Annotated in this window: 32 protein-coding genes; 24 read left to right on the forward strand and 8 right to left on the reverse strand. The window is 39.8% G+C overall.

What is annotated here, in order from left to right; all coding sequences use genetic code 11:
* The 7 genes from ssb to I6F43_RS07835 form a co-directional block, all read right to left on the reverse strand.
* Entirely contained in the window at positions 1-618 is a 618-nt protein-coding gene (ssb, locus tag I6F43_RS07805) for a single-stranded DNA-binding protein (RefSeq protein ID WP_182734282.1), read from the reverse strand.
* Positions 619-771: 153 nt separating this feature from the next.
* Positions 772-1,008, reverse strand: a complete 237-nt coding sequence (locus I6F43_RS07810) for a hypothetical protein (RefSeq protein WP_182734286.1) — start codon at positions 1,006-1,008, stop codon at positions 772-774.
* 59 nt (positions 1,009-1,067) lie between these two features.
* On the reverse strand, positions 1,068-2,258 hold the full coding sequence (locus I6F43_RS07815; RefSeq protein WP_197101700.1) for a hypothetical protein: 1,191 nt from the start codon (positions 2,256-2,258) through the stop codon (positions 1,068-1,070).
* A 2-nt stretch (positions 2,259-2,260) separates the two neighbouring features.
* Positions 2,261-3,199 carry a Rad52/Rad22 family DNA repair protein gene (locus I6F43_RS07820; RefSeq protein WP_197101702.1) on the reverse strand — a complete coding sequence of 313 codons (939 nt, stop codon included), beginning with the start codon at positions 3,197-3,199 and terminating at the stop codon, positions 2,261-2,263.
* Positions 3,200-3,203: 4 nt separating this feature from the next.
* A complete protein-coding gene (locus I6F43_RS07825; protein WP_197101703.1) occupies positions 3,204-3,497 on the reverse strand; it encodes a hypothetical protein in 294 nt (97 codons plus the stop codon).
* 152 nt (positions 3,498-3,649) lie between these two features.
* Complete coding sequence (locus I6F43_RS07830; RefSeq protein ID WP_197101705.1) at positions 3,650-4,087, reverse strand: hypothetical protein; 438 nt, start codon at positions 4,085-4,087, stop codon at positions 3,650-3,652.
* A gap of 12 nt (positions 4,088-4,099) precedes the next feature.
* Positions 4,100-4,744, reverse strand: a complete 645-nt coding sequence (locus I6F43_RS07835) for a LexA family protein (protein WP_197101707.1) — start codon at positions 4,742-4,744, stop codon at positions 4,100-4,102.
* A gap of 114 nt (positions 4,745-4,858) precedes the next feature.
* Between I6F43_RS07835 and I6F43_RS07840 the strand changes: the two genes are divergently transcribed.
* The 14 genes from I6F43_RS07840 (at position 4,859) to I6F43_RS07905 (ending at position 12,613) form a co-directional block, all read left to right on the forward strand.
* Positions 4,859-5,071, forward strand: a complete 213-nt coding sequence (locus tag I6F43_RS07840) for a Cro/CI family transcriptional regulator (protein ID WP_182734303.1) — start codon at positions 4,859-4,861, stop codon at positions 5,069-5,071.
* A gap of 12 nt (positions 5,072-5,083) precedes the next feature.
* Positions 5,084-5,608 (forward strand): phage regulatory CII family protein, encoded by a 525-nt coding sequence (locus I6F43_RS07845; RefSeq protein ID WP_197101710.1) that lies wholly within the window; start codon positions 5,084-5,086, stop codon positions 5,606-5,608.
* On the forward strand, positions 5,609-5,827 hold the full coding sequence (locus I6F43_RS07850) for a TraR/DksA C4-type zinc finger protein (RefSeq protein ID WP_197101712.1): 219 nt from the start codon (positions 5,609-5,611) through the stop codon (positions 5,825-5,827).
* A 59-nt stretch (positions 5,828-5,886) separates the two neighbouring features.
* Complete coding sequence (locus tag I6F43_RS07855; RefSeq protein WP_197101714.1) at positions 5,887-6,795, forward strand: replication protein; 909 nt, start codon at positions 5,887-5,889, stop codon at positions 6,793-6,795.
* Entirely contained in the window at positions 6,795-7,373 is a 579-nt protein-coding gene (locus tag I6F43_RS07860; protein ID WP_197101716.1) for a replication protein P, read from the forward strand. The genes I6F43_RS07855 and I6F43_RS07860 overlap by 1 nt, the downstream gene beginning before the upstream one ends.
* Positions 7,370-7,783: a hypothetical protein gene (locus tag I6F43_RS07865; protein ID WP_197101718.1), complete on the forward strand. Its 414-nt coding sequence runs from the start codon at positions 7,370-7,372 to the stop codon at positions 7,781-7,783. Before I6F43_RS07860 ends, I6F43_RS07865 begins: the two co-directional genes overlap by 4 nt.
* A gap of 9 nt (positions 7,784-7,792) precedes the next feature.
* On the forward strand, positions 7,793-8,092 hold the full coding sequence (locus I6F43_RS07870) for a hypothetical protein (RefSeq protein ID WP_182734332.1): 300 nt from the start codon (positions 7,793-7,795) through the stop codon (positions 8,090-8,092).
* Positions 8,092-8,544, forward strand: coding sequence for a recombination protein NinB (locus tag I6F43_RS07875; RefSeq protein ID WP_197101720.1), 453 nt, complete (start codon positions 8,092-8,094; stop codon positions 8,542-8,544). Before I6F43_RS07870 ends, I6F43_RS07875 begins: the two co-directional genes overlap by 1 nt.
* Entirely contained in the window at positions 8,531-8,833 is a 303-nt protein-coding gene (locus I6F43_RS07880) for a DUF1364 domain-containing protein (protein WP_197101722.1), read from the forward strand. Before I6F43_RS07875 ends, I6F43_RS07880 begins: the two co-directional genes overlap by 14 nt.
* Positions 8,830-9,270 (forward strand): hypothetical protein, encoded by a 441-nt coding sequence (locus I6F43_RS07885; RefSeq protein ID WP_197101724.1) that lies wholly within the window; start codon positions 8,830-8,832, stop codon positions 9,268-9,270. Before I6F43_RS07880 ends, I6F43_RS07885 begins: the two co-directional genes overlap by 4 nt.
* On the forward strand, positions 9,263-9,457 hold the full coding sequence (locus I6F43_RS07890) for a hypothetical protein (RefSeq protein WP_197101726.1): 195 nt from the start codon (positions 9,263-9,265) through the stop codon (positions 9,455-9,457). Before I6F43_RS07885 ends, I6F43_RS07890 begins: the two co-directional genes overlap by 8 nt.
* A 1-nt stretch (position 9,458) precedes the next feature.
* Entirely contained in the window at positions 9,459-10,019 is a 561-nt protein-coding gene (locus I6F43_RS07895; RefSeq protein ID WP_197101728.1) for a hypothetical protein, read from the forward strand.
* 288 nt (positions 10,020-10,307) lie between these two features.
* Entirely contained in the window at positions 10,308-11,402 is a 1,095-nt protein-coding gene (locus I6F43_RS07900; protein WP_197101730.1) for a nucleoid-associated protein, read from the forward strand.
* Between the two features lie 5 nt (positions 11,403-11,407).
* Positions 11,408-12,613, forward strand: coding sequence for a hypothetical protein (locus tag I6F43_RS07905; RefSeq protein WP_197101732.1), 1,206 nt, complete (start codon positions 11,408-11,410; stop codon positions 12,611-12,613).
* A 67-nt stretch (positions 12,614-12,680) separates the two neighbouring features.
* Here the strand turns inward: I6F43_RS07905 and I6F43_RS07910 are convergent, their stop codons facing one another.
* Positions 12,681-12,887: a hypothetical protein gene (locus I6F43_RS07910; protein WP_197101734.1), complete on the reverse strand. Its 207-nt coding sequence runs from the start codon at positions 12,885-12,887 to the stop codon at positions 12,681-12,683.
* Between the two features lie 518 nt (positions 12,888-13,405).
* Between I6F43_RS07910 and I6F43_RS07915 the strand changes: the two genes are divergently transcribed.
* The 10 genes from I6F43_RS07915 (at position 13,406) to I6F43_RS07960 (ending at position 19,810) form a co-directional block, all read left to right on the forward strand.
* On the forward strand, positions 13,406-13,591 hold the full coding sequence (locus tag I6F43_RS07915) for a hypothetical protein (protein WP_197101736.1): 186 nt from the start codon (positions 13,406-13,408) through the stop codon (positions 13,589-13,591).
* A complete protein-coding gene (locus I6F43_RS07920) occupies positions 13,588-14,319 on the forward strand; it encodes a hypothetical protein (RefSeq protein ID WP_197101738.1) in 732 nt (243 codons plus the stop codon). The genes I6F43_RS07915 and I6F43_RS07920 overlap by 4 nt, the downstream gene beginning before the upstream one ends.
* Entirely contained in the window at positions 14,312-14,686 is a 375-nt protein-coding gene (locus tag I6F43_RS07925; RefSeq protein WP_197101740.1) for a LexA family protein, read from the forward strand. The genes I6F43_RS07920 and I6F43_RS07925 overlap by 8 nt, the downstream gene beginning before the upstream one ends.
* A 9-nt stretch (positions 14,687-14,695) precedes the next feature.
* Positions 14,696-15,022: a hypothetical protein gene (locus I6F43_RS07930; protein ID WP_197101742.1), complete on the forward strand. Its 327-nt coding sequence runs from the start codon at positions 14,696-14,698 to the stop codon at positions 15,020-15,022.
* Between the two features lie 96 nt (positions 15,023-15,118).
* The gene (locus tag I6F43_RS07935; RefSeq protein ID WP_197101744.1) at positions 15,119-15,892 is read left to right on the forward strand and encodes a hypothetical protein; all 774 of its coding nucleotides are present in this window, start codon (positions 15,119-15,121) and stop codon (positions 15,890-15,892) included.
* Between the two features lie 212 nt (positions 15,893-16,104).
* Positions 16,105-16,530: a DUF5675 family protein gene (locus I6F43_RS07940; RefSeq protein WP_197101746.1), complete on the forward strand. Its 426-nt coding sequence runs from the start codon at positions 16,105-16,107 to the stop codon at positions 16,528-16,530.
* A complete protein-coding gene (locus I6F43_RS07945; protein ID WP_197101748.1) occupies positions 16,527-17,030 on the forward strand; it encodes a hypothetical protein in 504 nt (167 codons plus the stop codon). Before I6F43_RS07940 ends, I6F43_RS07945 begins: the two co-directional genes overlap by 4 nt.
* On the forward strand, positions 17,023-17,364 hold the full coding sequence (locus I6F43_RS07950; protein ID WP_182734388.1) for a phage holin family protein: 342 nt from the start codon (positions 17,023-17,025) through the stop codon (positions 17,362-17,364). Before I6F43_RS07945 ends, I6F43_RS07950 begins: the two co-directional genes overlap by 8 nt.
* The gene (locus I6F43_RS07955; RefSeq protein WP_197101750.1) at positions 17,364-18,077 is read left to right on the forward strand and encodes a hypothetical protein; all 714 of its coding nucleotides are present in this window, start codon (positions 17,364-17,366) and stop codon (positions 18,075-18,077) included. Before I6F43_RS07950 ends, I6F43_RS07955 begins: the two co-directional genes overlap by 1 nt.
* Positions 18,077-19,810, forward strand: a complete 1,734-nt coding sequence (locus I6F43_RS07960; protein ID WP_197101752.1) for a terminase — start codon at positions 18,077-18,079, stop codon at positions 19,808-19,810. The genes I6F43_RS07955 and I6F43_RS07960 overlap by 1 nt, the downstream gene beginning before the upstream one ends.
* Positions 19,811-19,812 lie beyond the last annotated feature (2 nt).

Genomic DNA, 19,812 nt, shown 5'->3' on the forward strand with positions numbered 1-19,812 from the left:
TTAGAACGGAATATCATCATCGTAAAAGTCATCACCAGGACTCATAGGATTAGATGCGCCGCCTTGCTGCCCGCCGTTCATGTACTGATTATTAGTTACACCTTGGTTCTGCTTTGGCGCAAAACCACCTTGCTTTTGGTTGTTTTGAGCGTGACCACTTTGCTGCTGTTTGTTCTGGCCCTGGTTATTCCCCTGGTAAGAACTGTTACTGTTTTGGTAAGAATTATTACCTTGTGTGCTTTGGTTGCTTTGCTGTCCAAGGCCTTGCTGTCTTTGGCCAAGCATTTGCATTTGACCAGTAAAGCCATCGACTACAATTTCAGTCGTGTAACGTTCAATGCTTTGTTGGTCGGTCCATTTACGCGTTTGAAGTTTTCCTTCAACGTAAATTTGTGAACCTTTGCGGCAGTATTCGCCCACAACTTCCGCTAATTTTCCAAAGAAAATAACGCGGTGCCATTCGGTTTTTTCTACCATTTGACCAGTGTTTTTATCCTTGTAGCTGTCGCTAGTCGCAAGACTGATTTTCGCTACCGCATTGCCGTTAGGCATGTAACGAACGTCAGGATCTTCGCCCAAATTACCCACTAAAATTACTTTGTTCACACCTCTAGCCATGACTGACTCCTTACTTGGTTGTTATTAAAACAATAATGGAAACGACTAAAACGCGAGCGCTGTTTATTGCAACCATCTTTATAAAATCTCTACGCTTTTGCTTTTCTAAAGCGCTTGAGCTGTTGCCTTTAATTGCCATGTAGTCATGCATCATTAAGCTGCTCGCTTGAACTTCATTACTGGTCTAATGCCGCCAAGATCTAAAATGATGTTGTTCATCTTTGCGCAAACGTTGAATGCAAGAGAGCGCCTTGTTGTAAAATTACTACCAGGTAATGCCCATCCAGATTCGCCATTAACTTCACATGCGACAATAGTTGCTTGGCCTACGCGAATATCTTTAAAATCTTCTCTTGCTGCTACTAGTCGTGGAACGCGTAATGCTTTCATATAAACCTCATTTAAAAGAGCTTGCGCCCGTAGGCGCTTGCTCGGTCGGAGTTGGGAACTTACGCTGCGTGTGCTTTGTTTAAGCGCTGCTCTAATACTTCGATGTAGCTTTCAGCTAGGTCTAGCTGGTCGCAAATGCGGTCTAGCTCATCATTGTCTGCTCGGTCCTGGCTGCTCGGCCATGCTGAAAGAGGCATGTAGTTAATAGGCGCACTAGTATTTTCAAACATTGTTGATTTAAAGCTATTACCAAGTAGCGGCTGCTCGTTTTGGTCTAACATACGATTTACTTCGGTTAGTGCTTCATGCTCTTGCTGCTCTATAGGTGTGCTTTGCTCAATTGGCTCTTGGTTCACTTGAACTTGTGGTTCTGGATCTGTAGTAACAGCGATAGACTCAAGCTGTAGCTTTTGTTGGTGCATCATTTTTAGCTGCTGAATTACTTGAGCTAACACTTGGATAACTTCGTCAAGGCGGTCGCCAAACTTTTCATTGGTTGGCGTGAAGGTATCTAGCTTTTCAATGCGCTTGGCTATCTCTGCACTAGATTTATCAAAGTAATTCATTGGGTCGGCGCGCAAGTTATTAATGCGAGCGTCAATCTCTTGGGCTTGCTTTTGTAAGCGCTCTTGCTGTGCAATGGCTTCTTGTTGAATGCGTAATTGTTCGCGCTCTGCTTCAACTGCTTCGGCTGCTTTAACTGCTTGATACATGTTGTTAAGCGTTTCTAAGATGCCTTTTTTAGTGTCGATAGCTTCGTGAATAAGCTCTTTATCAAACGATTCGGTATCAACAAGATCAACGGCTTCGATTGTGTCAGCAATAAACTGTGAGCCTTGATTTTTGCATTGGTCAACAAAGTTGCTCATTTGCGCTATTTCATCACGTTGTTTATTTAAAAATTGTTCACGCTCTTTGGCTATGCGTGCAGCTTCTTCTTTGCGATGCTTATCTTCAAGTAAAAAAGCTTCAACAGTAGGCGCGTAAATAGCCTCTACTTTTTTAACCAAGTCATCACCATAAGTTTTAAGTTCTTTACTAAATCCAATGCGGCGCTCGTTAATAGACTTAACAAGTTTGTTGAACTCTGCACGAATAGCGCGAGCTTGTTTAAATTGTTCATCGTCTGACATATCAAGAGAAAACGATTTAGGATACTTCTTGCGCAAATCTGCAAGGCCTTTTTTGGTTAAATCTTCTTGGTATACAACTTCAACCAAGTCGGTTGCTGTGCTTTGATTAGTAGCCATGGTTATACTCCGTTTCTTAGTTTGTTTAGCGCCTCTGTATGCGCTTGGTTGATTTGAGCTACAAAGCTACTGCTATCTACTTTGGTTGCTCGGCAATGACCTTTTAGCTCTTGTAACAAGTGCTTATGGTTCAGGGTTAATACTGATTCGTTCTCTGCTGTGACAATGCGGTCTTTGATAGATTGATTTAGCCAGGCGTGAAATTTCTTATTTGCGTTTAAGCTATTTTCTTGCTCTCTAGCTTCAAGCTCTGCTTTTTTGCGATCTTTAATTTCAATCGCCTTGTCGCGTATATCTATGCGATTAACGACAGCTGCAAATTTATAAGCCTGCTCGTAATGTTCGCGCAGTGTTAATAGGCTGGTTGCTTGCTCGATAGCATCTAGGTACTTATCAAACTTAGCTTTAGGTAGCGCCCAATCAGGAAGTTCAGGCGGAAACCACTCGGCGCTCATTCTAGGGCCGTTTTTATTGCCCTTATTAAGCGGTATGTTGATAAACTCACCGTTAGCTACAAATCGACTTTCAACCGGTGCACATGTTGCAAACTCGGTATCAAGTGAGTAAAGGTAACGACCTATGCCAAATTGAACCGCTGTGCGCTTCATAGCGCCAGATAAAGCGCCTTTTAATGCTTCGATTTGCGAATACTCTGAACCGTCCCATTTAGTGATCCACTTATCGCCAAAGCGAACACTTAAGCCACACAAGTAACCTTTTCCGCCGGCGGCTTCTGTGTAGGTGTTTTCCCATCCATCTATACCAACAACATCATCAAGGCGTTGCTGAATTGCGCGGTTAGTGATGTAAGGAATAACCATTACCCACGGCTTACTCTTGCCAGATACGCCACTTTGTTGCACACGCCATTCAATATCGTGAGCTTCAAACGGGTCGGCTAATAAGCGCTGGATCTCTGCTGCTGTTTTTGTGTTGCTCATTGGTCTAGCTCGCTAGTAGCGTAGGAAGGTTAAACGTGCCAATGCGTTTGAAACTGCGTACTTCACTTAGGATTACTTCAAGCTGCTCTGCCGCATTGTGATCCGTTAGGAAAACAATCCATGACTTTTCAGCTTTGCCGTCTATGTAAACAAATACGCTGATAGACGGGTCCGTTGCGCATGTAACTACGTTTACGTGTGAGCGATTTCTATAACAAAATGACTCTACAGAAAGAGAAGCTATTAGCGTTTTTGTTTCAAGTGATAATCGACTAGTGGTTTGAGTGTTGTTTTCCATTTTCGCCTCAATGTTCGTTTTTCTAAACTTTGACATTAGTTTATATAACTATACTTAATTGTCAAATTAAAAGTTTATAAAACTAAACTTTTCACTAGTGAAAAAACGCCTTATGGGGCGCTACCTGCTTTTATAGGGGAATTTAGGGCGGGTTACTGAATTATTTTTCTTTTTAAAGCCTCTTTTAAAAGTGTTTTTTCATTTTCGCTCAAATCTCCGTTGGCGCATTGATTAAGAGATTCGTAAATAATTTCTTTATGTTTGCAATCGTTTCCACTAACCGTATTTAGCTGCTCGATCAATAGATCATTATATTTACTATTTAGTTGTTGTTTTTTTTCTTTTTCAGACAATGAATATCCAGCTAAAAGGCCAAACGAAATAATCAAGCATACGCTTTGAAATAGTGGGGAGTTAAATTTGCTCCTGAATATTATTGGCGATGATGCCGCAATTAATGCGGCTACAGTAATAGTAACAAACGAACCAAGCCATACGGTTGCAGACTCAGTGTCATTTACATTAAAGTCATTAATTATAAAGCTCGTTACTGCTGCAGAAATAATACCTATAAAAATCTTACCTTTCATGATTATTCCTTTTTAGAAATCCTGTATTACCTGCTTAACTACACCAATAATTGTGCAGTTACCGTTTATGGGCATAGTGGGGTAGCTATTATTAAAAGGCTTAAGGTACTTTGAGCCGCCATCAATAACAAGCTGCTTCAATGTAGCTTCATTGCTATCCTCAAGCCTCGCTACAACAACCTTTCCATGCTCTGCTGATAAATTTGGGTCAACAATTATCACAGAGCCTTCCGGAATTGACTTTCCTCCAGTATTACTCGTCATGCTGTCACCTTTAACTCTCAATGCAAAAGAGTCATCACTTACATTGGCAGTGTGCTGGTAGTAGGTTATCCCTACATCTTCCCTGATCATATTCACATCAATTTCCTTCCACTTCCCAGCTTGCACCCATGATATAAGAGGAGCCTTTCCCCTTAAGTCAGGGCCTAACTCTAATTCAAGGTTTTTATTAGGTGAACCTTTACCCTCGATTAGCCATGTCAAATTACAGCGCAAAAACTTAGCCAGTCTAATTGCATTTTCACCACCTGGTTTCGTAACGCCGTTACGCCACTGGCTTACGGTTCCTTTTGATACATTTAGTTTATTAACAATATCAATTCCTTTGATACTTGTAGCTTTCATTTGTTGTTCAAGCCTGTCCTGAAAGGTCATGAGCTTACTCCTTAGTATAGATAACTAAACATAATACTATCTTGGTGGTTTGTTTTCCTTGACTTGTAAATGTTCATAAAACTATACTTCACAAACATATTTTAGGAGGTTCATATGAAAACCCAAGACGCAGTTGATTTCTTTGGCGGTAAAGCAAAGTTAGCCAACGCATTTAATCCGCCTATAACGAAAGGCGCGATTACCCCGTGGGTAAAAGCAAAACGCATACCGCGAGGTAGAGCTTTTGAGCTTCAACTTATTACCGGTGGCAAATTGAAAGTCGATCTATCTGTTTATGAAGATAGTCATCCGCAAACCGCAGCATAGGAGAAACTATAAATGCTTTTATCTAAAAAGAGTACGAGAAACGCTAAGCCTAGCGCTCGATGCCCACTTGAAGCAGCGGCAAGTATTGCGAGCGACTTTAATGTGTCTGAAATTGCGCGCGTCATGGCTAAGTCACCAACAACACTTAGCAATAAGCTAAATACAAATATTGATTCGCATGTATTAACACTGCAAGAAGCAATTGCCATTCAAAATATCACTAATGACAGTCGAATTTTAAACGCCTGGGCTCATAGCGAAGGCAAGACAATTATAGATTTGCCGGACGCTGGTTGGTCAGATGAGGAGGTTGCCGATCAGCTTTTAAAGCAACAAGAAACAATAGGTGATTTTGCTAAAACGTTTCGCCTTGCTCGTCAAAAAGGCTTCATTACGCAATCTGATTTTAATGATATTCAAAAAAATGGTGATTCAATTATTACTACTGCGCTTCAACTTATCGCTGAGATTGAGCAGATGGTTAGGCCTGATCCTAATGAGCCAGCTGTTACTAAAGCTTCGTTAAAGGTGGCTTGAATGGCTGATCATGCAGACGTAGCGCAATTAGAAATAGAGCAAGCAGAATCGCGCTTGATTGCCAATTTAAGGCAGCCGGAAGTTACTCCAACAGATGATTGCATTGAATGCGGTAATGGAATTCAAGAGGCCCGTAGAAAGGCTATTAAGACCAATTTATGTATTGGTTGTGCAGAAATGCGCGAGTTGCATAGCAGAAACTACGCAACTCGCAGGTAAAACAAAACCCGCATCAGCTTTGGCGGCACGATAGCGGGTTTCAATTTAGCGAGATAATTATGAACAATTTAGCAGAAGTTTACAAGTTCCCTGACAAACGAGGGGACGAAATTAATCAACATGACACAGGTGGTTATGTGAAAGCAGATATTGAGCAAGGTTATGACAGGCTAGCCCAAAAGCTAACTGACACACTTGCAAACCCACCGGTAAAGCTAAGTGCGCGAGAGTATCAAATTGTATTTGCTGTGATCAGTAAAACGTACCGCTGGCAGAAAAAAAATGATTGGATGACGAATACACAAATTAGCAGTTTGACCGGAATTGATAGCACGAATATCGGGAAAATAATTAAAGGTTTGATCGCTAAGAAAGTGTTATTTCGTGACGGTAAAAACACTGGAATCAACCCTGTTGTTAGCGATTGGCAAGAAATAGACATTAGTCAAAAACAACTAAAAACTAGTCAAAAACGACTAGCTGAAAGCATCCCTAAAACTAGTCAAAAACGACTAGCTAACTCGTCAAAACCGACTAAAAAACTAGTCGAAAATGACTGCCACATAAGAAAAGAAACTAATACAAAAGATAATATTAAAAAAATAAACAAAAAAAGTTTGCTCGAATCTTTAGATTTTTCTACTTGGCCAGCCATGCCAAGCAATCAAATTTTTGATGATTGGATTGCTATGCGTAAATCCAAAAAAGCGAGCGTTAGTCAAACCGTGATTAACAATTTTGGGGCTCAGTTTCAAATTGCTTGCCAAAACGGACTCAGTGTCGATGAATGTTTATCCGAGTGCATAACGCGAAACTGGCAAGGTTTTAAATATTCTTGGATAGCCAATTCGAATCAAAAGTCATCGCAGAGCTTTGGCAGTCAATCTAGCTTCGTTGGCGATCAATTGGCTGCTTTGCAGCAGTCAGTGGCCCACATTCCAACACCGCACGATGATGAGGTGCTTTGATGAGCACTCAAGTTTCAACGACCCACAGCATCGACAAGCGGCAGACTAACGATGTGCTGGTTAAGCTGATCAGCGATGAGGTGTTGCCATCACTAAAAGCGTACTACCCAAACAGTGATTTCAACTGGCGCGGAAACCTTGTTTTGTTTGCAAATGAATATGCTGGGCAGCTTTACGGCATGGGAATTATCGCTAAGTACGTAAGAGCTGCGTTAGATATGGCGCGTTTACTTTCAACAAGCGAGAGACACGCACCAAATCCAATTGAATTTAAAATTTTATGCCTGCAGGCGAAGGGCATGCCAACGCTCGATAGTTGCATGAGCGAGATAAACGAACAGCGCAATAAAAATTACGGAAAAGACAAGGAGTGGTCAGAACCTTTAGTTTATTGGCTTAACCAGCAAATTGCTGCAGCGCGATCAACGTTGGCTGATAGCGCATGGAAGAAGATGGCTAAAAACCGTTACACGGAATTGGCTGATAAGTATGGCAAAGGTGAGCTAAGCCCAATACCACTGAAAATAGAATATAACGCGCCGCCGGCCTATTTGAGATATGCGGGGGTGGGGCAATGAAATCATACGAGCAAGATCAGAAACAATTTATTCGAGCCTTAAAAGAAATTTTAGGTGTTCACTATCAAGCCGCTTTAGCAGATGCGAAGCAAGCAAAATTCGCAGCCCTGGACGGAATTAAAAAACCGACACCAAAGCAATTAGGCTTTGCAACCGCTGAGGCCAACCGCGCAATGGCCCGCGCCGCTAAAGCGTGTGGTGTTGATAGTGTACCGCAACACATTAAAGACAAAAAAGAGCAGGGTAGAAATCACCACGCCTCACAAGCAAGAACAAAGCAAGCAGCCAGGCAAAGCAATATAAAGGCTAATCCGGGTAACTTTACATCGAGCAAAGTGCCAGTCAATCAAGGCTACTCACTTAATGCAGAGCTAGATAAAACATTCAACAACGCACGAAAAACAGCTTAGGAGCTAATTATGACTATCAAAAAAAGCACACTTACTCAGTTATCACCAGCAGGCGAGATTTTTTGTGATGGATTTATCGCTAACGCAAAGCCACAGGCAGCAAAAATTATTCAAGATGGTGCTCAGGTAAGCCACGATGCAGCATTTGCCAATTTAACAAAGTCAGTTGCCGTACTCGCTGAAAAAAATTGCTTAACGAACGAGTTGCGCGATTCATTCCTATCAATTGGTGCTTACATTCTAGTGCATGCGCAAAAAGCGGCAGTGAAAGAGCAAGAAAAAGCCAAGAAGCAAGATAAGGCCGCGTAATGAGCAAGAAAGTAGTAACAGTTACTAACGCCCAATACTTTATGCCTCAAATTGGGCAAGCGGTAAGGGCGCTTTTAAAGCAGGGCAAAAACGTTGTTGTTGAGTTTAAAGAGCATAAAGCTAAACGCTCTTTAGCTCAAAACAGATTGCTTTGGGTATGGAACCAGGTAATTGCTGATCATTTTCGCGAGCACTTTGGGCAAGAAAACAGCTCAGAGGATGTTCACGAAGTATTTGTGCGTAGAAAGTTTGGTGTAAAAGTTATTCAAGCTGGCAACGAAGAACCAATAATCGTGCGCAAGCGAACGCGCAAGTTAAACACAAAAGAGTTTTGCGAGTATCTAAATTGGTTAGAGCAATACTGCGCTGAATATTTAGAGCTTTTACTACCGCAACCGGATGATCTTTATCACTTGGCTATGTATGGGGAGTCAAACAATGTCGCTCATTAGTAAAAAAATAAGAAATAGCGCACGCGGCCAGCAATGCCAAGTGCGTATACCAGGCGTATGCAACCGCAACCCCGAAACAGTTGTACTTGCTCATGTTGGTAAGGGCTCAGGTATGGGGCAGAAGTGTGATGATATTCACGCAACTTACGCATGTTCAGCTTGTCACGATGCTATGGACGGCAGAGTAAGAGAGAATACACCACAAGTAACTAGGCTTTATGCGTATGACGGCATGGTTAGAACGCAAAAGCTTTTACTCGAGCAAGAATTGATACAGGTGGCTAAATGAATTTAACAATAGGCATTGATCCCGACTTTGTTAAAAGCGGTGTTGCTGTTATCCACGGCAAAGAAATAATTCATCTTGAGTCACTAAGCTTTGTAAATATGTTCGAGTACATAGCTGCAGTAGGACCAAAAGAGAATATTTTAATAAAATTAGAGAACCCAAGCGCTATAAAGCCGCTTTTTGGTAAGAAGGTTCAAAACAGCCGCGCTGTACGCGAAAAGATATGCCAGGACGTAGGTAAGTGTAAAGCGACAGGCTCACTAATTCAGCAAGTATTAGAAAGCCAGGGATATAAAGTAAAACTAATTGCACCACTAAAAGGCCCGGTAAAGCGAGAAGCTAAAAAAAGCGATAAGTATTTCAACCAAATTACAGGTTGGAAGGGCAGAAGTAACGAAGATAAGCGCGATGCCGCTTTGGTGGCGCTTTATGGATGATAAACCATTAAAGCTAAAAATGACTCATGCGCAGCATGTTTACGGATGGATATTAAAGCGAGGTGGAATTGAAATTTTTGATTTATCTTGGCCGTGTTTAGCGCTTGAAGGTTTACTCGCTAAACCCGCAGATTTCAAAGCTCACAGAGAAGTTATTGCTATATTTAAACGTATGGGAGTGAGATAATATGCAACCAATTAAGCTACTTGCAAAGCTTACAACTAAAACGCTTAACCTCACTGGTACATTTGGTGGAAGTGGACAAGATGTTATTGATTGGCGAACGGCAGCCCATGCTTTAGCCGGTTTGCCACAATGCCAAACCAATTGGGCTTACTTTCGCTATGTGGGAGAAGAAACGCGACTTAACCGTGTTTTACGCTCGCTTACTATGCACATAACGCTGTTTGTCAAGATACGTCAATACAAGATAAAGCCAGAAACACTTAACGGCATTGTTATGGCAGCGGTTTATGAGTTTGTACAGCCTGTATGTGGTGAATGTGATGGTAGCGGTTTAGCTCCAGGGCAAAAGGCCACTAACCTAGATGCTGAAATATGCATTAAATGCCATGGACGGGGCAGAAAGCCAGTATCTAATCGCAGCCGATGTAAAATTATAGGTATCGGGCATAAAAGCTACACTGATAGCCATGATGACATTACGAAAGAGCTACTGCGTTTAATAGCCTGCTGGGAAAGCGATATATTTAAGAATATACGCGTAAAGATGGAGGACGTTGCTTAGCATATGGTATTTGGTTGGAGTTAGTTCTAATCTAAAACATTCTAATATCAAAAGATTGCGTACTAAGAGTATTTTCGAAATTAAAGTGCGCAATGTGCGCATTCCTAAGTTTTTGATATTTTTATAATAAGAAAAAAATTAACTACACTTGCTACGCATATGAACGATTAAATACGTAAAATGCGCAGCATTAAGTTCCTTTGGTTATTAATTACAATTACTTATAGCTATTTACTTCATAGGTTTATTCTTTTAATGTGTTATTAACTAAAATTAAAAGGATTTATTATGGCGATCACATTGAATCGTGCTGTTGTTCATGAGCTGATAAAAGAAAAAAATATCGACCCGAGCCCGCTCCACTTTCGACCTTCCTTGCTACCAACTGATAATGAAAATGTTAGAAATGTAATAGAAGGAGTGGTAGGAATATACGGAAGAAGAAATAACAGTGCTAGGTATGGTATTTTTACTAATGAGGCCGCATACAATACTCCAAATGCCTTCAGCAGATATTCTGCTCTGGATGATGGCACTATTGATGAATGCTTTATGGATTTCTCTCAAACAGTAATGCGTGAGCTTTATCGTGAAGCCACTGGTGTTTCATTCGCCACTGGGGGGCACATCCTATTCGCAGACTATGAAAGTGAAGGTATAAGGTTTTTTCTTGCTGCAATGATAAAGCAAAAAGCTGGGTTCGCATTTTCAAACGCACTCGGAGTCGAAAACCTTGAGTACATTGACCTTAGCAAGCTACATCAAGCTATTAAAATTAACTTCGATAAATATAACGCTTATCAAGAAGCTGAAGAAGTAGATAAGCTTGAACTAACATATTTAAGTTTTGTAAGCCCACAAGCAAGCCAATCTACAGCGGGTTATTTCATTAATGCTATGGGATGCAAAGCAGGCGCTCACTCAGCAAAAGCAACTGAAGCCGTTATAAAAGAAAGCGTTAACTTTTTTGAATCTAAAGAAGAATTGAAGCAAAACGCGCATGATATAAAAAGAGATATTTGCGTATATTTAGCCGAAAAAGCAGAGGTCAATGAATCAGCTACTTTAGCTGATATTGAAGGACTTGCGAGAAATTACTTCCCAACAGAGACAGAAGAGCAGGCAGATGACTTTGCAGATGAATTTGTCACTCATTTAAATAGCGAAGAAGTTGGGGTGCCACCTGAGTTTCCTGTAAATAGGCAGAAATTAAAAAAATTGACTCACTTAATATATAAAGGTAATGACTTGCGGCTTGAGTTTGAAAAAAATGATTTAGGTAATGATCCAACTGCCAGAGTGTATTTTGACGGTACACAGATTATAATCAAAAACCTTCCAGACGATTTAGTTGAAAAGCTAAATGACCAGATTAACGGGTAATATTTGTGTCTTTATATCCATTTGTTCAGTTAAAAAGAGCCTCTAATAGCGCTAGCTTCGAAGGCGCTTTTTTAAATTGTGAAATAGAGGTTACTGATGCATTAGTACCAATACTTGATAATTGCACTCAAGATATACGTGAAGTCAACGGAAATATTATCGATGAAGATAATATTAATTTTATAGATCATGTAGGCCAAACTGTTTACATTAAATTCCGTTTACCAAGAAAGAATGCCACACAATTTTATCAAAATTGGGATACGTTTTTAGGTGGCTTTTCTAAGTCTTTTTCTAGTTTCACGGAGAACTTGCCTGAGTTTTATTTATTTGAGGATGATCAATATTACTCCCCTATATCTGAAGAGTCTGATAGCAATGATTTATTTACAAGGCTAAGTACATTAATAAAAAATATATCTAAACTTGAGAAAATTGCTCATTATCATGATAAAAAAAGTGGTGTAGACCGAACTCTTGTTTATCTTGCCGGAGAACAAAAGAACCCTGTTGTACTGTTAGTTCATCTATCAAAAGACCTTTTACAAGGTGACATTAATTTTTCATTGCTTGATGAGTTAACAGCTGAAAACTGTGAACTTAGTACGCATTATAGTGAGAAAATAAATATTTTTTACGCTTCATTACATGAGTTTTTAACCGGATGTAGTACCCCAAATGAAGCATTCTTAAAGCTCATAACTAATTGGGGCTCATTTACTCAATTATTTCGAAATAACATACAGACTTACCTTAGTGGGTTTTCATTTAAAAAAGCTAAAAAAGAAATCGTTGAAGCTGAGCTTGAGTTATCAGAAAAATTAACTAATTTAACGAGTGATATTGTCTTCAAACTATTCTCTGTTCCTGCGTCAATAATTGCGCTTGCTGCTATTTTGCAAAGAGGTACGTTAGACGTGTTTGTAATTACACTTTTATTGGTTGGGGTGGTCGTGACTGTTGTATTAATGTATGGCCTACTCGTAAGCCAGCAAAATAAATATGAATCGTTAGTTAAAGCAAAAGATCTAGTATTTAGCTCTATTGGTGGAAATGAAGTGGACTATCCTGCAGAGCTTCATGACGAAATATCAAAAATGAAAATTAGATTAGACTCTCATTTTACGTCTACAAATAAATGGCTTAGAAAATTTAAATTTGCAATTTTCACACCTCTTTTAGCAATTGCTCTATTTATCATTTGGGCGTAATCCGATAAAAGACCTCTTTAAATAAGAGTTAAAGAGGTCAAATTTTATCTATTTTAGGTCTTTGGAGTTAAACTGCTTGACCCCTAGCAATACTAGCCGCTTTTAAAAGTAATTCTGCCGCTACCTCTAATGTGTCTGCCGTCATTTCAAAACAATTTAACTTATGGCAGTCATTTGCAATGGTAATATTGGATAACGACAGCGATTTAATAATTAACTCATATGCTTCTTCGCTAAAGCTGTTCTCATAATTTGTATCTTCTAATTTATTCATGGTTCACCATCTTACTAAATGAACACACTTTGAGGTGTGACACCCTTCATTATGAAAGGTATCTCTCACTGTCATGCATAAAAATAGAGACGAAGGTGGATACAGTGTATGGAATGTAAAAGATCTGCTTGATGGTTGGCTTTCTATATATAGGCCTGAGAGCAGCGGGTAATAAACAAGTATGATTAGAGCTTGTAGGCTTTGCATTTGAGAAATACTTTTTGAAGTGGTCTAGCAGGTAGTGATTAATGATCTCTTTACGGAGCGCATTAGACTTTTTACGTCTAACTTTTAAAGGCGATAAGAGTTCAATGTCCTCAAATGAAAAACTGAATGTCATAGCTTTTATTAACTGCCAAAAATAGTAAACTTAATTTTAGACTAACTTTTTATATGATCATGTCAATATATTTAGTTTATTAGAATAATTACCGCTAAGTTTATGATATAAAAGAATGAAGAATATAAATTTTAGCTATTAGCTTATACAGAATAGAGCATGAAGTAAGGATATAACCATGCAAGATAAACTCACCAACATAGAAGTTCAGCCTGTAGGGTGTGGCGAACACTGTCATTTTACACTGCGCATAGACACTAATTCAGAACATCTCGAAGCATATTTCAATAAAAATGATACCAAAACTACGATTGCTTATAAGTTAAGAGCTTTGGCTGAAAAAATCGAGGTGGACGCTTCATGAATAAGTTTAGAAAGTGGTTTGTGGGATTAACAGCTGGATACTTAGCACTTATTATTTTGTTATTTTTACTTTATGGTTTTCAAGTAAAAGATGGAAGTTGGGGCAGTTTTAGCGATGTTGTTATTGCCGTGTATACGGTTCTTATAGCTTATACTACCAACATGTTATTAGTAGTAGGTTGGCTTACAAGTAACTCTTGGTTGCATCAAAGCAATCATCACTCAGCAAAGGAGTTACATCAAGCGTTATCAAAATTATATTTTATGGTTCATGAGAGTAAGACTAACGAGCTAAACCTTAAGTTTCTAAAAAGCTTTGAGACGCTAACAGCAACTAACTACCATCAACTTTCAAGTGAAGCTAAAAGAATATTTCAAGATGTCCCAACGGGCCTCACTCATGACCAGTTGTCAGATTATTTAAGTTATGTAAAGCCTATCTATAAAGAAACATCAGAAAAGATGCATAGGCAGCTTATTTTAAACCAGGAGGAACTTCGTAGATTTAAATTTGAAGTTATGACAAGTTCTAGTCCTTTTGCACAAGGTATTGAACAGCTAAATATAGATTTAATAGGAGAAGTGAGAGCAATAATATCAATGAAAAATAATTTTCATGACACTGCTAAGCCACTATTTGACTCTCTTAAAGTTGTCACTGGATATGACGGATTTAAGTTAATACATATTGCAGATCCAGTTCAAAGCGAGTTATTTAACAATGTATGAGAGTAATTTCAATAAACTCACTTCATTTAGCGATTTACCCGATGGTATAACAGGCTTAATTGAAAAAAACAAAGACGCGACCTTTTATGGTTTAGCTAGCGGCCGTTCAATGGAAGGTGTAGGTATATTTGATGGTGATGTACTTTTGATTGATAGGAGTTTGAACGTTGAGCCTGGTGACGTAATAGTTGCTGTACTAAACGGTCAGTATGTTTGCAAAATAGCAGACTTTAAAAACAATCAATTACTTTCTGCAAGTGATGAATACGGACCTCACAAACTCAAAGGTGGTGACGAGTTCACTTTAGAAGGTGTTGTGGCCAGCTCTGTACGCATGCATCGAGGACATATAAAAAATACTATTTAAGGTAATACTATGTTGTTTAAAGTAGAAATTTTGAAAGAAAATACAGACAGTATGCAAACTGTGGAATTAGAGGAATTGTTGTGTGGTTGGGGAATTGGTGGGACTGGATCTATATGGGATAACAAAGACGCAAGCCCTGATGGTGATGTGTTATTTAATATGTTACGCAGTCATTTTCTTATAGGTATACCAGAGCAAGCTCCTGATGTTTTATCCGATATTTGGAAGTCTATTGATTTAGGCCAGATAGAATACGAAGAGGCTCAAAATCGTTTAACTCAATTGTTTAATTGGATTAACGATTGCCATATATCAAAACCAAGGTGGGATGATTAACTTGCAAACCCCCCAATCCTGATATACTATTTTCCACGTTGAAGAAATCCGCTTAGTTTATGACTGAGCGGATTTTTGTTTTTAAAAGGACGTAAAATGAACAACCAGCAGAATGATAGTAGCGCATTAGATTTATTTAGAGAGCGATTAGCTAGCCCGTTTCTTTTCACCTTTTTTTGGGTGTCGTGCACTTGGAACTGGAAATTGATTTTTTGGTTCTTGTATGAACCACTAAAGCCCAGCATAAAATTTGTGCGTATACCATTTGAGTGGGAAGTGCTGTTCCCCGTTTTAATTACAGTTGTGGTTATATGTGTAGTTCCGTGGCTCAATAATGTGGTTGAGGTTATAAAACAATTTGCAGAGCATCAGTTAAATCTCTGGCTCCATAGACTGAACTGGAAGAAAATGGTTACTGAGTCTCAGTACCAAAAGTTAGAAGATGAAGTTGTACAATTGAAAGAAAAACAGCATCAGCTCATAAACGATAACGTTACAGCACAAGAGAATGAGAACCAAGCGAAGGAAGAGCTGCTTTCATCAAAAGCGGAAATTAGTTCAAAGTTAGAAAAATTATCTGAGCTTGAAGATGAAAGAAAGACCCTTCTTTTTAGAGTTGAAGGTAGTGAAACTGTAAGAACTGTCTTAGAAAAAAAACTTGGCTATGTAAACGAGAAATTGGAAAAGATAAAAGATAAGTCAAACATACAGCTTAAAATATTAGAAGATGCTAGGCCTGGGCTTGATGGAAATACGTTTGAATTAGCTAATCATATACATCATGAGTGTAGTGAAATATTAAGATTGATAGAATACGATAATAGTCAGACGGTTATGCCACAGTTCATTAATACAGTAAAGGGAAAATGACTATGGAGGCAGTTATCAATCTTGATTTGAGACCATTCATTGTCACTTTCCCACTAATAAACTAGGAATTTTACTCCTAGTTATAAAAGCCCGCTTAATTGCGGGTTTTTCGTATGGACAGAATGATAATTTTTACATTAGTCATTTTATCTCTTAGTTAAGCCCAGCCTTCATAAGCTGGGTTTTTTAATGTGCTAAATAAAAGGTCCAATATGAAACTTTTACTTAAACGCTTTCCAACACCAAAAGGTATTTTTGGTACGTTTGGCGAGTTATCCGCAAAAGGCGAATTAGTTTGTCTTACAGTCGAACGCGAATGGAATAACAATAAACCTTCCGTTTCCTGTGTTCCTTGTGGAATCTATGAGCTTGTGCCTCACGAAAGTCCAAAGCATGGAACATGCTATGCGCTACAGCAACAAAATTTGGGCGTAACTATCTACGGACCTTCATTACGCACACACATTCTTATTCATGTTGCAAACAAAGCAACCGAATTGGCAGGCTGCATTGCACCAGGAAAAGGCCTTGGCACTGTTGGCGATGAGTGGGCAGTTTTAAATAGTGCTGGCGCATTCAATGAGCTAATGATTTTGCTTGATGGTAAGCCTGCAGCATTGGAGATAGTAAACGCATGAGCAATATATTAACTAAAGCCGTTGATTTTTTTAGTGGCGGCTTGGGCTCGTCAGTTGTTCAGGCTGTTAAGGATTATTATCCACCAAGCATGAGCGAGCAGGAAAAGGCTGAATTAGATTTACGTATCAAAACGTCGGTTGATGAAAATGCATTAAAAGTTCAAGAGTTAGTCATCCAGGAGCAAACGATTTTTAACAATCGCATTGCTGAACTGGAAGGAACTGCTAAAGATTTAAAAGCAGTGCCGTTACTTGGTCCCTTAATGCTTTTTTTACGCGGTTGTCAGCGTCCTATTTGGGGTTATGCAACTCTGTACATGGACTTTAAAGTTTTCAGTGGCAGTTGGGGGACATTAAGCGAGCAGCAGGAAGGTGCTCTTTATATAATCAATTTACTTGTGCTTGGATTTTTGTTTGGTGAGAGAGCAATTAAAAACGTAACACCGCTTATTGAGCGCATGATAAAAGCCAAGACAGTTAAGGAAAGAGACAATGCCTAACGAAACAGGGCCAATATTAAAGGGTTTGATTGACTTGGGCCTTGGTTACGTTTGGTTTCTATTGCTTGCCATTTGGGGTGGTACAGTGAATTACATTAATCGTAGAAAAAGCGATAAATTACCTTTTAGCGTTGTTGAACTTATAGGTGAATGGGCTGTTAGCGGCTTTGCAGGGATCATTACAGTATTGATATGTCAGGAAATGGGTATGTCAGCCACCATTACAGCCGCTACTGCAGGTATATCAGGGCACATGGGTGGTAGGTCAATCTTTTTGCTAGAGCGTTATTTTCAACAGCGCATTGGCATCAAGGGCGGTAACGGTGACAAGTAGTGTCAAAATGGGACGATTTAAGCGAGCTATTTTTAAACGAGCACGAGCTAACCGGTATTGGGCCACGTGACTTTTGCGAAGCTAATGGGATTAACTACGCCACTGCTAGGCGTTACATAAAGCTACCTAAAGCTAATTTAAAAAATACACCAAAAGCTAAAGAGCGTAAAACTAAGGACGGAAAACAAAAGCCAGGTGTTAAGCCCGGCAGTAGAAACCTACATTTAGTTAAGCATGGCGGGTATACAAAATACTTCAATAATGATGTGAACGAGCTTGTTGAGGCGACAACGCTTGAAGATGAACTTGATCTTTGTCGGGCTCGCATTCACATGGTTATGGATGCTATTCACGGCATTCAAAAGCTATTAGATGATTCAGACACTAATAATGAAGCAAGAACACGGCTCTATGAGTCAATGTTTAAAGCCGAAAACGCGCTTGATAGGAACGTGCAGCGTGTAGAGTCAATAATAAAAACACTGTCTAGTCTTGAAACAGATACGTTGGCACGCGGTAAATTGGTAGTAGAAACAGCTCGTATCTCACAACAAACAAAAGCGTTGGTTAACGCAACCAAACGCGGTAAACATCAAGCTGAAATTGCAGAGCATGAAGCAGCTAAAGCACGCAAAGAAGCTGGCGGCACTAGTAAGCTTGATGATTTCATTGATAAACGTACAGGCGGTTTAGATACCGTGGTTAGTCAGTAATGCAACCCAAACTAGCTAAATACCCTAAAAGCACTTGGTTAACACCAGAAGAACGCTTTGAACTAGATGAAGTCGAGCTATTAGAGCGTTGCGAGCAATACCTTGATTGTTGGTGGTGGCGAATAAACAACTTATACATCATTGCGGACGAGAAAGGCCGTGAGGTTTTGTTTCGTTGTCGTATAGCGCAAACCGTATTGTTTATGACGATGTGGTTTTTAAACATCATCTTAAAAGCGCGTCAATTGGGGTTCAGTACAGCAATACAGGTTTTTATCCTGGACCATGCCATGTTTAACGACAATAGGCAGTGCGGGGTAATTGCCCAGGGTAAAGACGAAGCCGGCGCAATATTTTCATCAAAGATATTGTATCCCTATGAGCGGTTACCAAGTTGGTTAAAAACAGGTAAGCGCTCAGTAAAAAGTAAAACAGGCACCGGCATTAAATTCAACAATGACTCATGGATTCGAGTTGCTGTTTCTTTTCGTTCGGGAACACTGCAGGTTTTGCATGTATCCGAATACGGCAAAATATGCGCTAACTACCCATTACGAGCAGACGAGGTTCAATCGGGCTCACTTAATGCTGTACATGAAGGCTCTTATATTTTTATAGAGTCAACAGCAGAAGGCGCAAGCGGCAATTTCTTTGATATGTCAGTCGATGCGATGGAGCTATTAGCATCAGGCTTAATGCTTGGTCCGCAAGACTTCAAGTTTCATTTTTATCCTTGGTTTGATGATCCTAAGTATGTATCAGCAGTACCGCCGAGTGGCTTAAAGCTATCAAAGGAAAAGGCCAAATACTTCAAAGCGGTTGAAAAAGCTAACGGCGTAACGCTCACAGACGAGCAAATTAGCTGGTACATAGGCAAGGAACGCAACCAAAAGGGCAAGATGAAGCAAGAATATCCATCTACACCGATGGAAGCATTCTTAACGTCAGGCCGTAAAGTGTTTGATAGTGATGATTTAATGCGTGCCGAAGGGCGATGCGTTAAGCCATTACTTGTTTATGATCTTGAGCCATACACGGGCAAGCGCAAAAAAATGAACGGTAAAGTTGATTTAAGCGCTAAGGGTGGCGATAAGTTGGCTCAATCAACACTTGGTTACTTGCTTATGTGGGAATTACCAGACGAAAACGAAGAATATGCGATCGGCGGTGATGTTGCCGAAGGATTGGAACATGGTGATCGCAGCTCATTAGACGTTGTTGCCAGATCGGATGGGCGACAGGTAGCACATTGGTTCGGTCATATAGACCCTAAGCGGTTTGCACACATAAACAAGCATATCGGACTCATGTATAACAAGGCCTATATCGGCATTGAGCGAAACAATCACGGTCATGCAACACTTCAAGAGCTTGTTGAGATTTACCCAACTAGCCGGATTTACACGGAAGAACACATTGATCGTGAAGATACGGACGAAGAAACACGCAAGGTAGGCTGGCATACAAGCGCACAATCAAAGCCAATTTTAACGAGTGGACTTGATGAACTGCTTACTCACGATAAAGACGGCATTGTTTGGCGCGGCACAGTTAACGAGCTCAATACGTTTGTTTACGACAAAAAAGGTCGAATGGGCGCGCAACCAGGCGGCTTTGATGACCAAGTAATGAGTTATGCAATTGCACAAGAAATGCGAGTAAGAATGCCTAAGCGACTAATTAAAGACGACACACCTGCACCACATAACCCTAATCATTGGATGGCAAGATAACA

The sequence above is a fragment of the Pseudoalteromonas sp. NZS71_1 genome, assembly GCF_015864305.1.
Taxonomy (GTDB): domain Bacteria; phylum Pseudomonadota; class Gammaproteobacteria; order Enterobacterales; family Alteromonadaceae; genus Pseudoalteromonas; species Pseudoalteromonas arctica.

Bases quoted from the DNA above. Each gene is read 5' to 3' on its own strand.
- ssb (WP_182734282.1), bottom strand. From the start codon at position 618: ATGGCTAGAGGTGTGAACAAAGTAATTTTAGTGGGTAATTTGGGCGAA.
- I6F43_RS07810 (WP_182734286.1), bottom strand. From the start codon at position 1,008: ATGAAAGCATTACGCGTTCCACGACTAGTAGCAGCAAGAGAAGATTTT.
- I6F43_RS07815 (WP_197101700.1), bottom strand. From the start codon at position 2,258: ATGGCTACTAATCAAAGCACAGCAACCGACTTGGTTGAAGTTGTATAC.
- I6F43_RS07820 (WP_197101702.1), bottom strand. From the start codon at position 3,199: ATGAGCAACACAAAAACAGCAGCAGAGATCCAGCGCTTATTAGCCGAC.
- I6F43_RS07825 (WP_197101703.1), bottom strand. From the start codon at position 3,497: ATGGAAAACAACACTCAAACCACTAGTCGATTATCACTTGAAACAAAA.
- I6F43_RS07830 (WP_197101705.1), bottom strand. From the start codon at position 4,087: ATGAAAGGTAAGATTTTTATAGGTATTATTTCTGCAGCAGTAACGAGC.
- I6F43_RS07835 (WP_197101707.1), bottom strand. From the start codon at position 4,744: ATGACCTTTCAGGACAGGCTTGAACAACAAATGAAAGCTACAAGTATC.
- I6F43_RS07840 (WP_182734303.1), top strand. From the start codon at position 4,859: ATGAAAACCCAAGACGCAGTTGATTTCTTTGGCGGTAAAGCAAAGTTA.
- I6F43_RS07845 (WP_197101710.1), top strand. From the start codon at position 5,084: ATGCTTTTATCTAAAAAGAGTACGAGAAACGCTAAGCCTAGCGCTCGA.
- I6F43_RS07850 (WP_197101712.1), top strand. From the start codon at position 5,609: ATGGCTGATCATGCAGACGTAGCGCAATTAGAAATAGAGCAAGCAGAA.
- I6F43_RS07855 (WP_197101714.1), top strand. From the start codon at position 5,887: ATGAACAATTTAGCAGAAGTTTACAAGTTCCCTGACAAACGAGGGGAC.
- I6F43_RS07860 (WP_197101716.1), top strand. From the start codon at position 6,795: ATGAGCACTCAAGTTTCAACGACCCACAGCATCGACAAGCGGCAGACT.
- I6F43_RS07865 (WP_197101718.1), top strand. From the start codon at position 7,370: ATGAAATCATACGAGCAAGATCAGAAACAATTTATTCGAGCCTTAAAA.
- I6F43_RS07870 (WP_182734332.1), top strand. From the start codon at position 7,793: ATGACTATCAAAAAAAGCACACTTACTCAGTTATCACCAGCAGGCGAG.
- I6F43_RS07875 (WP_197101720.1), top strand. From the start codon at position 8,092: ATGAGCAAGAAAGTAGTAACAGTTACTAACGCCCAATACTTTATGCCT.
- I6F43_RS07880 (WP_197101722.1), top strand. From the start codon at position 8,531: ATGTCGCTCATTAGTAAAAAAATAAGAAATAGCGCACGCGGCCAGCAA.
- I6F43_RS07885 (WP_197101724.1), top strand. From the start codon at position 8,830: ATGAATTTAACAATAGGCATTGATCCCGACTTTGTTAAAAGCGGTGTT.
- I6F43_RS07890 (WP_197101726.1), top strand. From the start codon at position 9,263: ATGGATGATAAACCATTAAAGCTAAAAATGACTCATGCGCAGCATGTT.
- I6F43_RS07895 (WP_197101728.1), top strand. From the start codon at position 9,459: ATGCAACCAATTAAGCTACTTGCAAAGCTTACAACTAAAACGCTTAAC.
- I6F43_RS07900 (WP_197101730.1), top strand. From the start codon at position 10,308: ATGGCGATCACATTGAATCGTGCTGTTGTTCATGAGCTGATAAAAGAA.
- I6F43_RS07910 (WP_197101734.1), bottom strand. From the start codon at position 12,887: ATGAATAAATTAGAAGATACAAATTATGAGAACAGCTTTAGCGAAGAA.
- I6F43_RS07915 (WP_197101736.1), top strand. From the start codon at position 13,406: ATGCAAGATAAACTCACCAACATAGAAGTTCAGCCTGTAGGGTGTGGC.
- I6F43_RS07920 (WP_197101738.1), top strand. From the start codon at position 13,588: ATGAATAAGTTTAGAAAGTGGTTTGTGGGATTAACAGCTGGATACTTA.
- I6F43_RS07925 (WP_197101740.1), top strand. From the start codon at position 14,312: ATGTATGAGAGTAATTTCAATAAACTCACTTCATTTAGCGATTTACCC.
- I6F43_RS07930 (WP_197101742.1), top strand. From the start codon at position 14,696: ATGTTGTTTAAAGTAGAAATTTTGAAAGAAAATACAGACAGTATGCAA.
- I6F43_RS07935 (WP_197101744.1), top strand. From the start codon at position 15,119: ATGAACAACCAGCAGAATGATAGTAGCGCATTAGATTTATTTAGAGAG.
- I6F43_RS07940 (WP_197101746.1), top strand. From the start codon at position 16,105: ATGAAACTTTTACTTAAACGCTTTCCAACACCAAAAGGTATTTTTGGT.
- I6F43_RS07945 (WP_197101748.1), top strand. From the start codon at position 16,527: ATGAGCAATATATTAACTAAAGCCGTTGATTTTTTTAGTGGCGGCTTG.
- I6F43_RS07950 (WP_182734388.1), top strand. From the start codon at position 17,023: ATGCCTAACGAAACAGGGCCAATATTAAAGGGTTTGATTGACTTGGGC.
- I6F43_RS07960 (WP_197101752.1), top strand. From the start codon at position 18,077: ATGCAACCCAAACTAGCTAAATACCCTAAAAGCACTTGGTTAACACCA.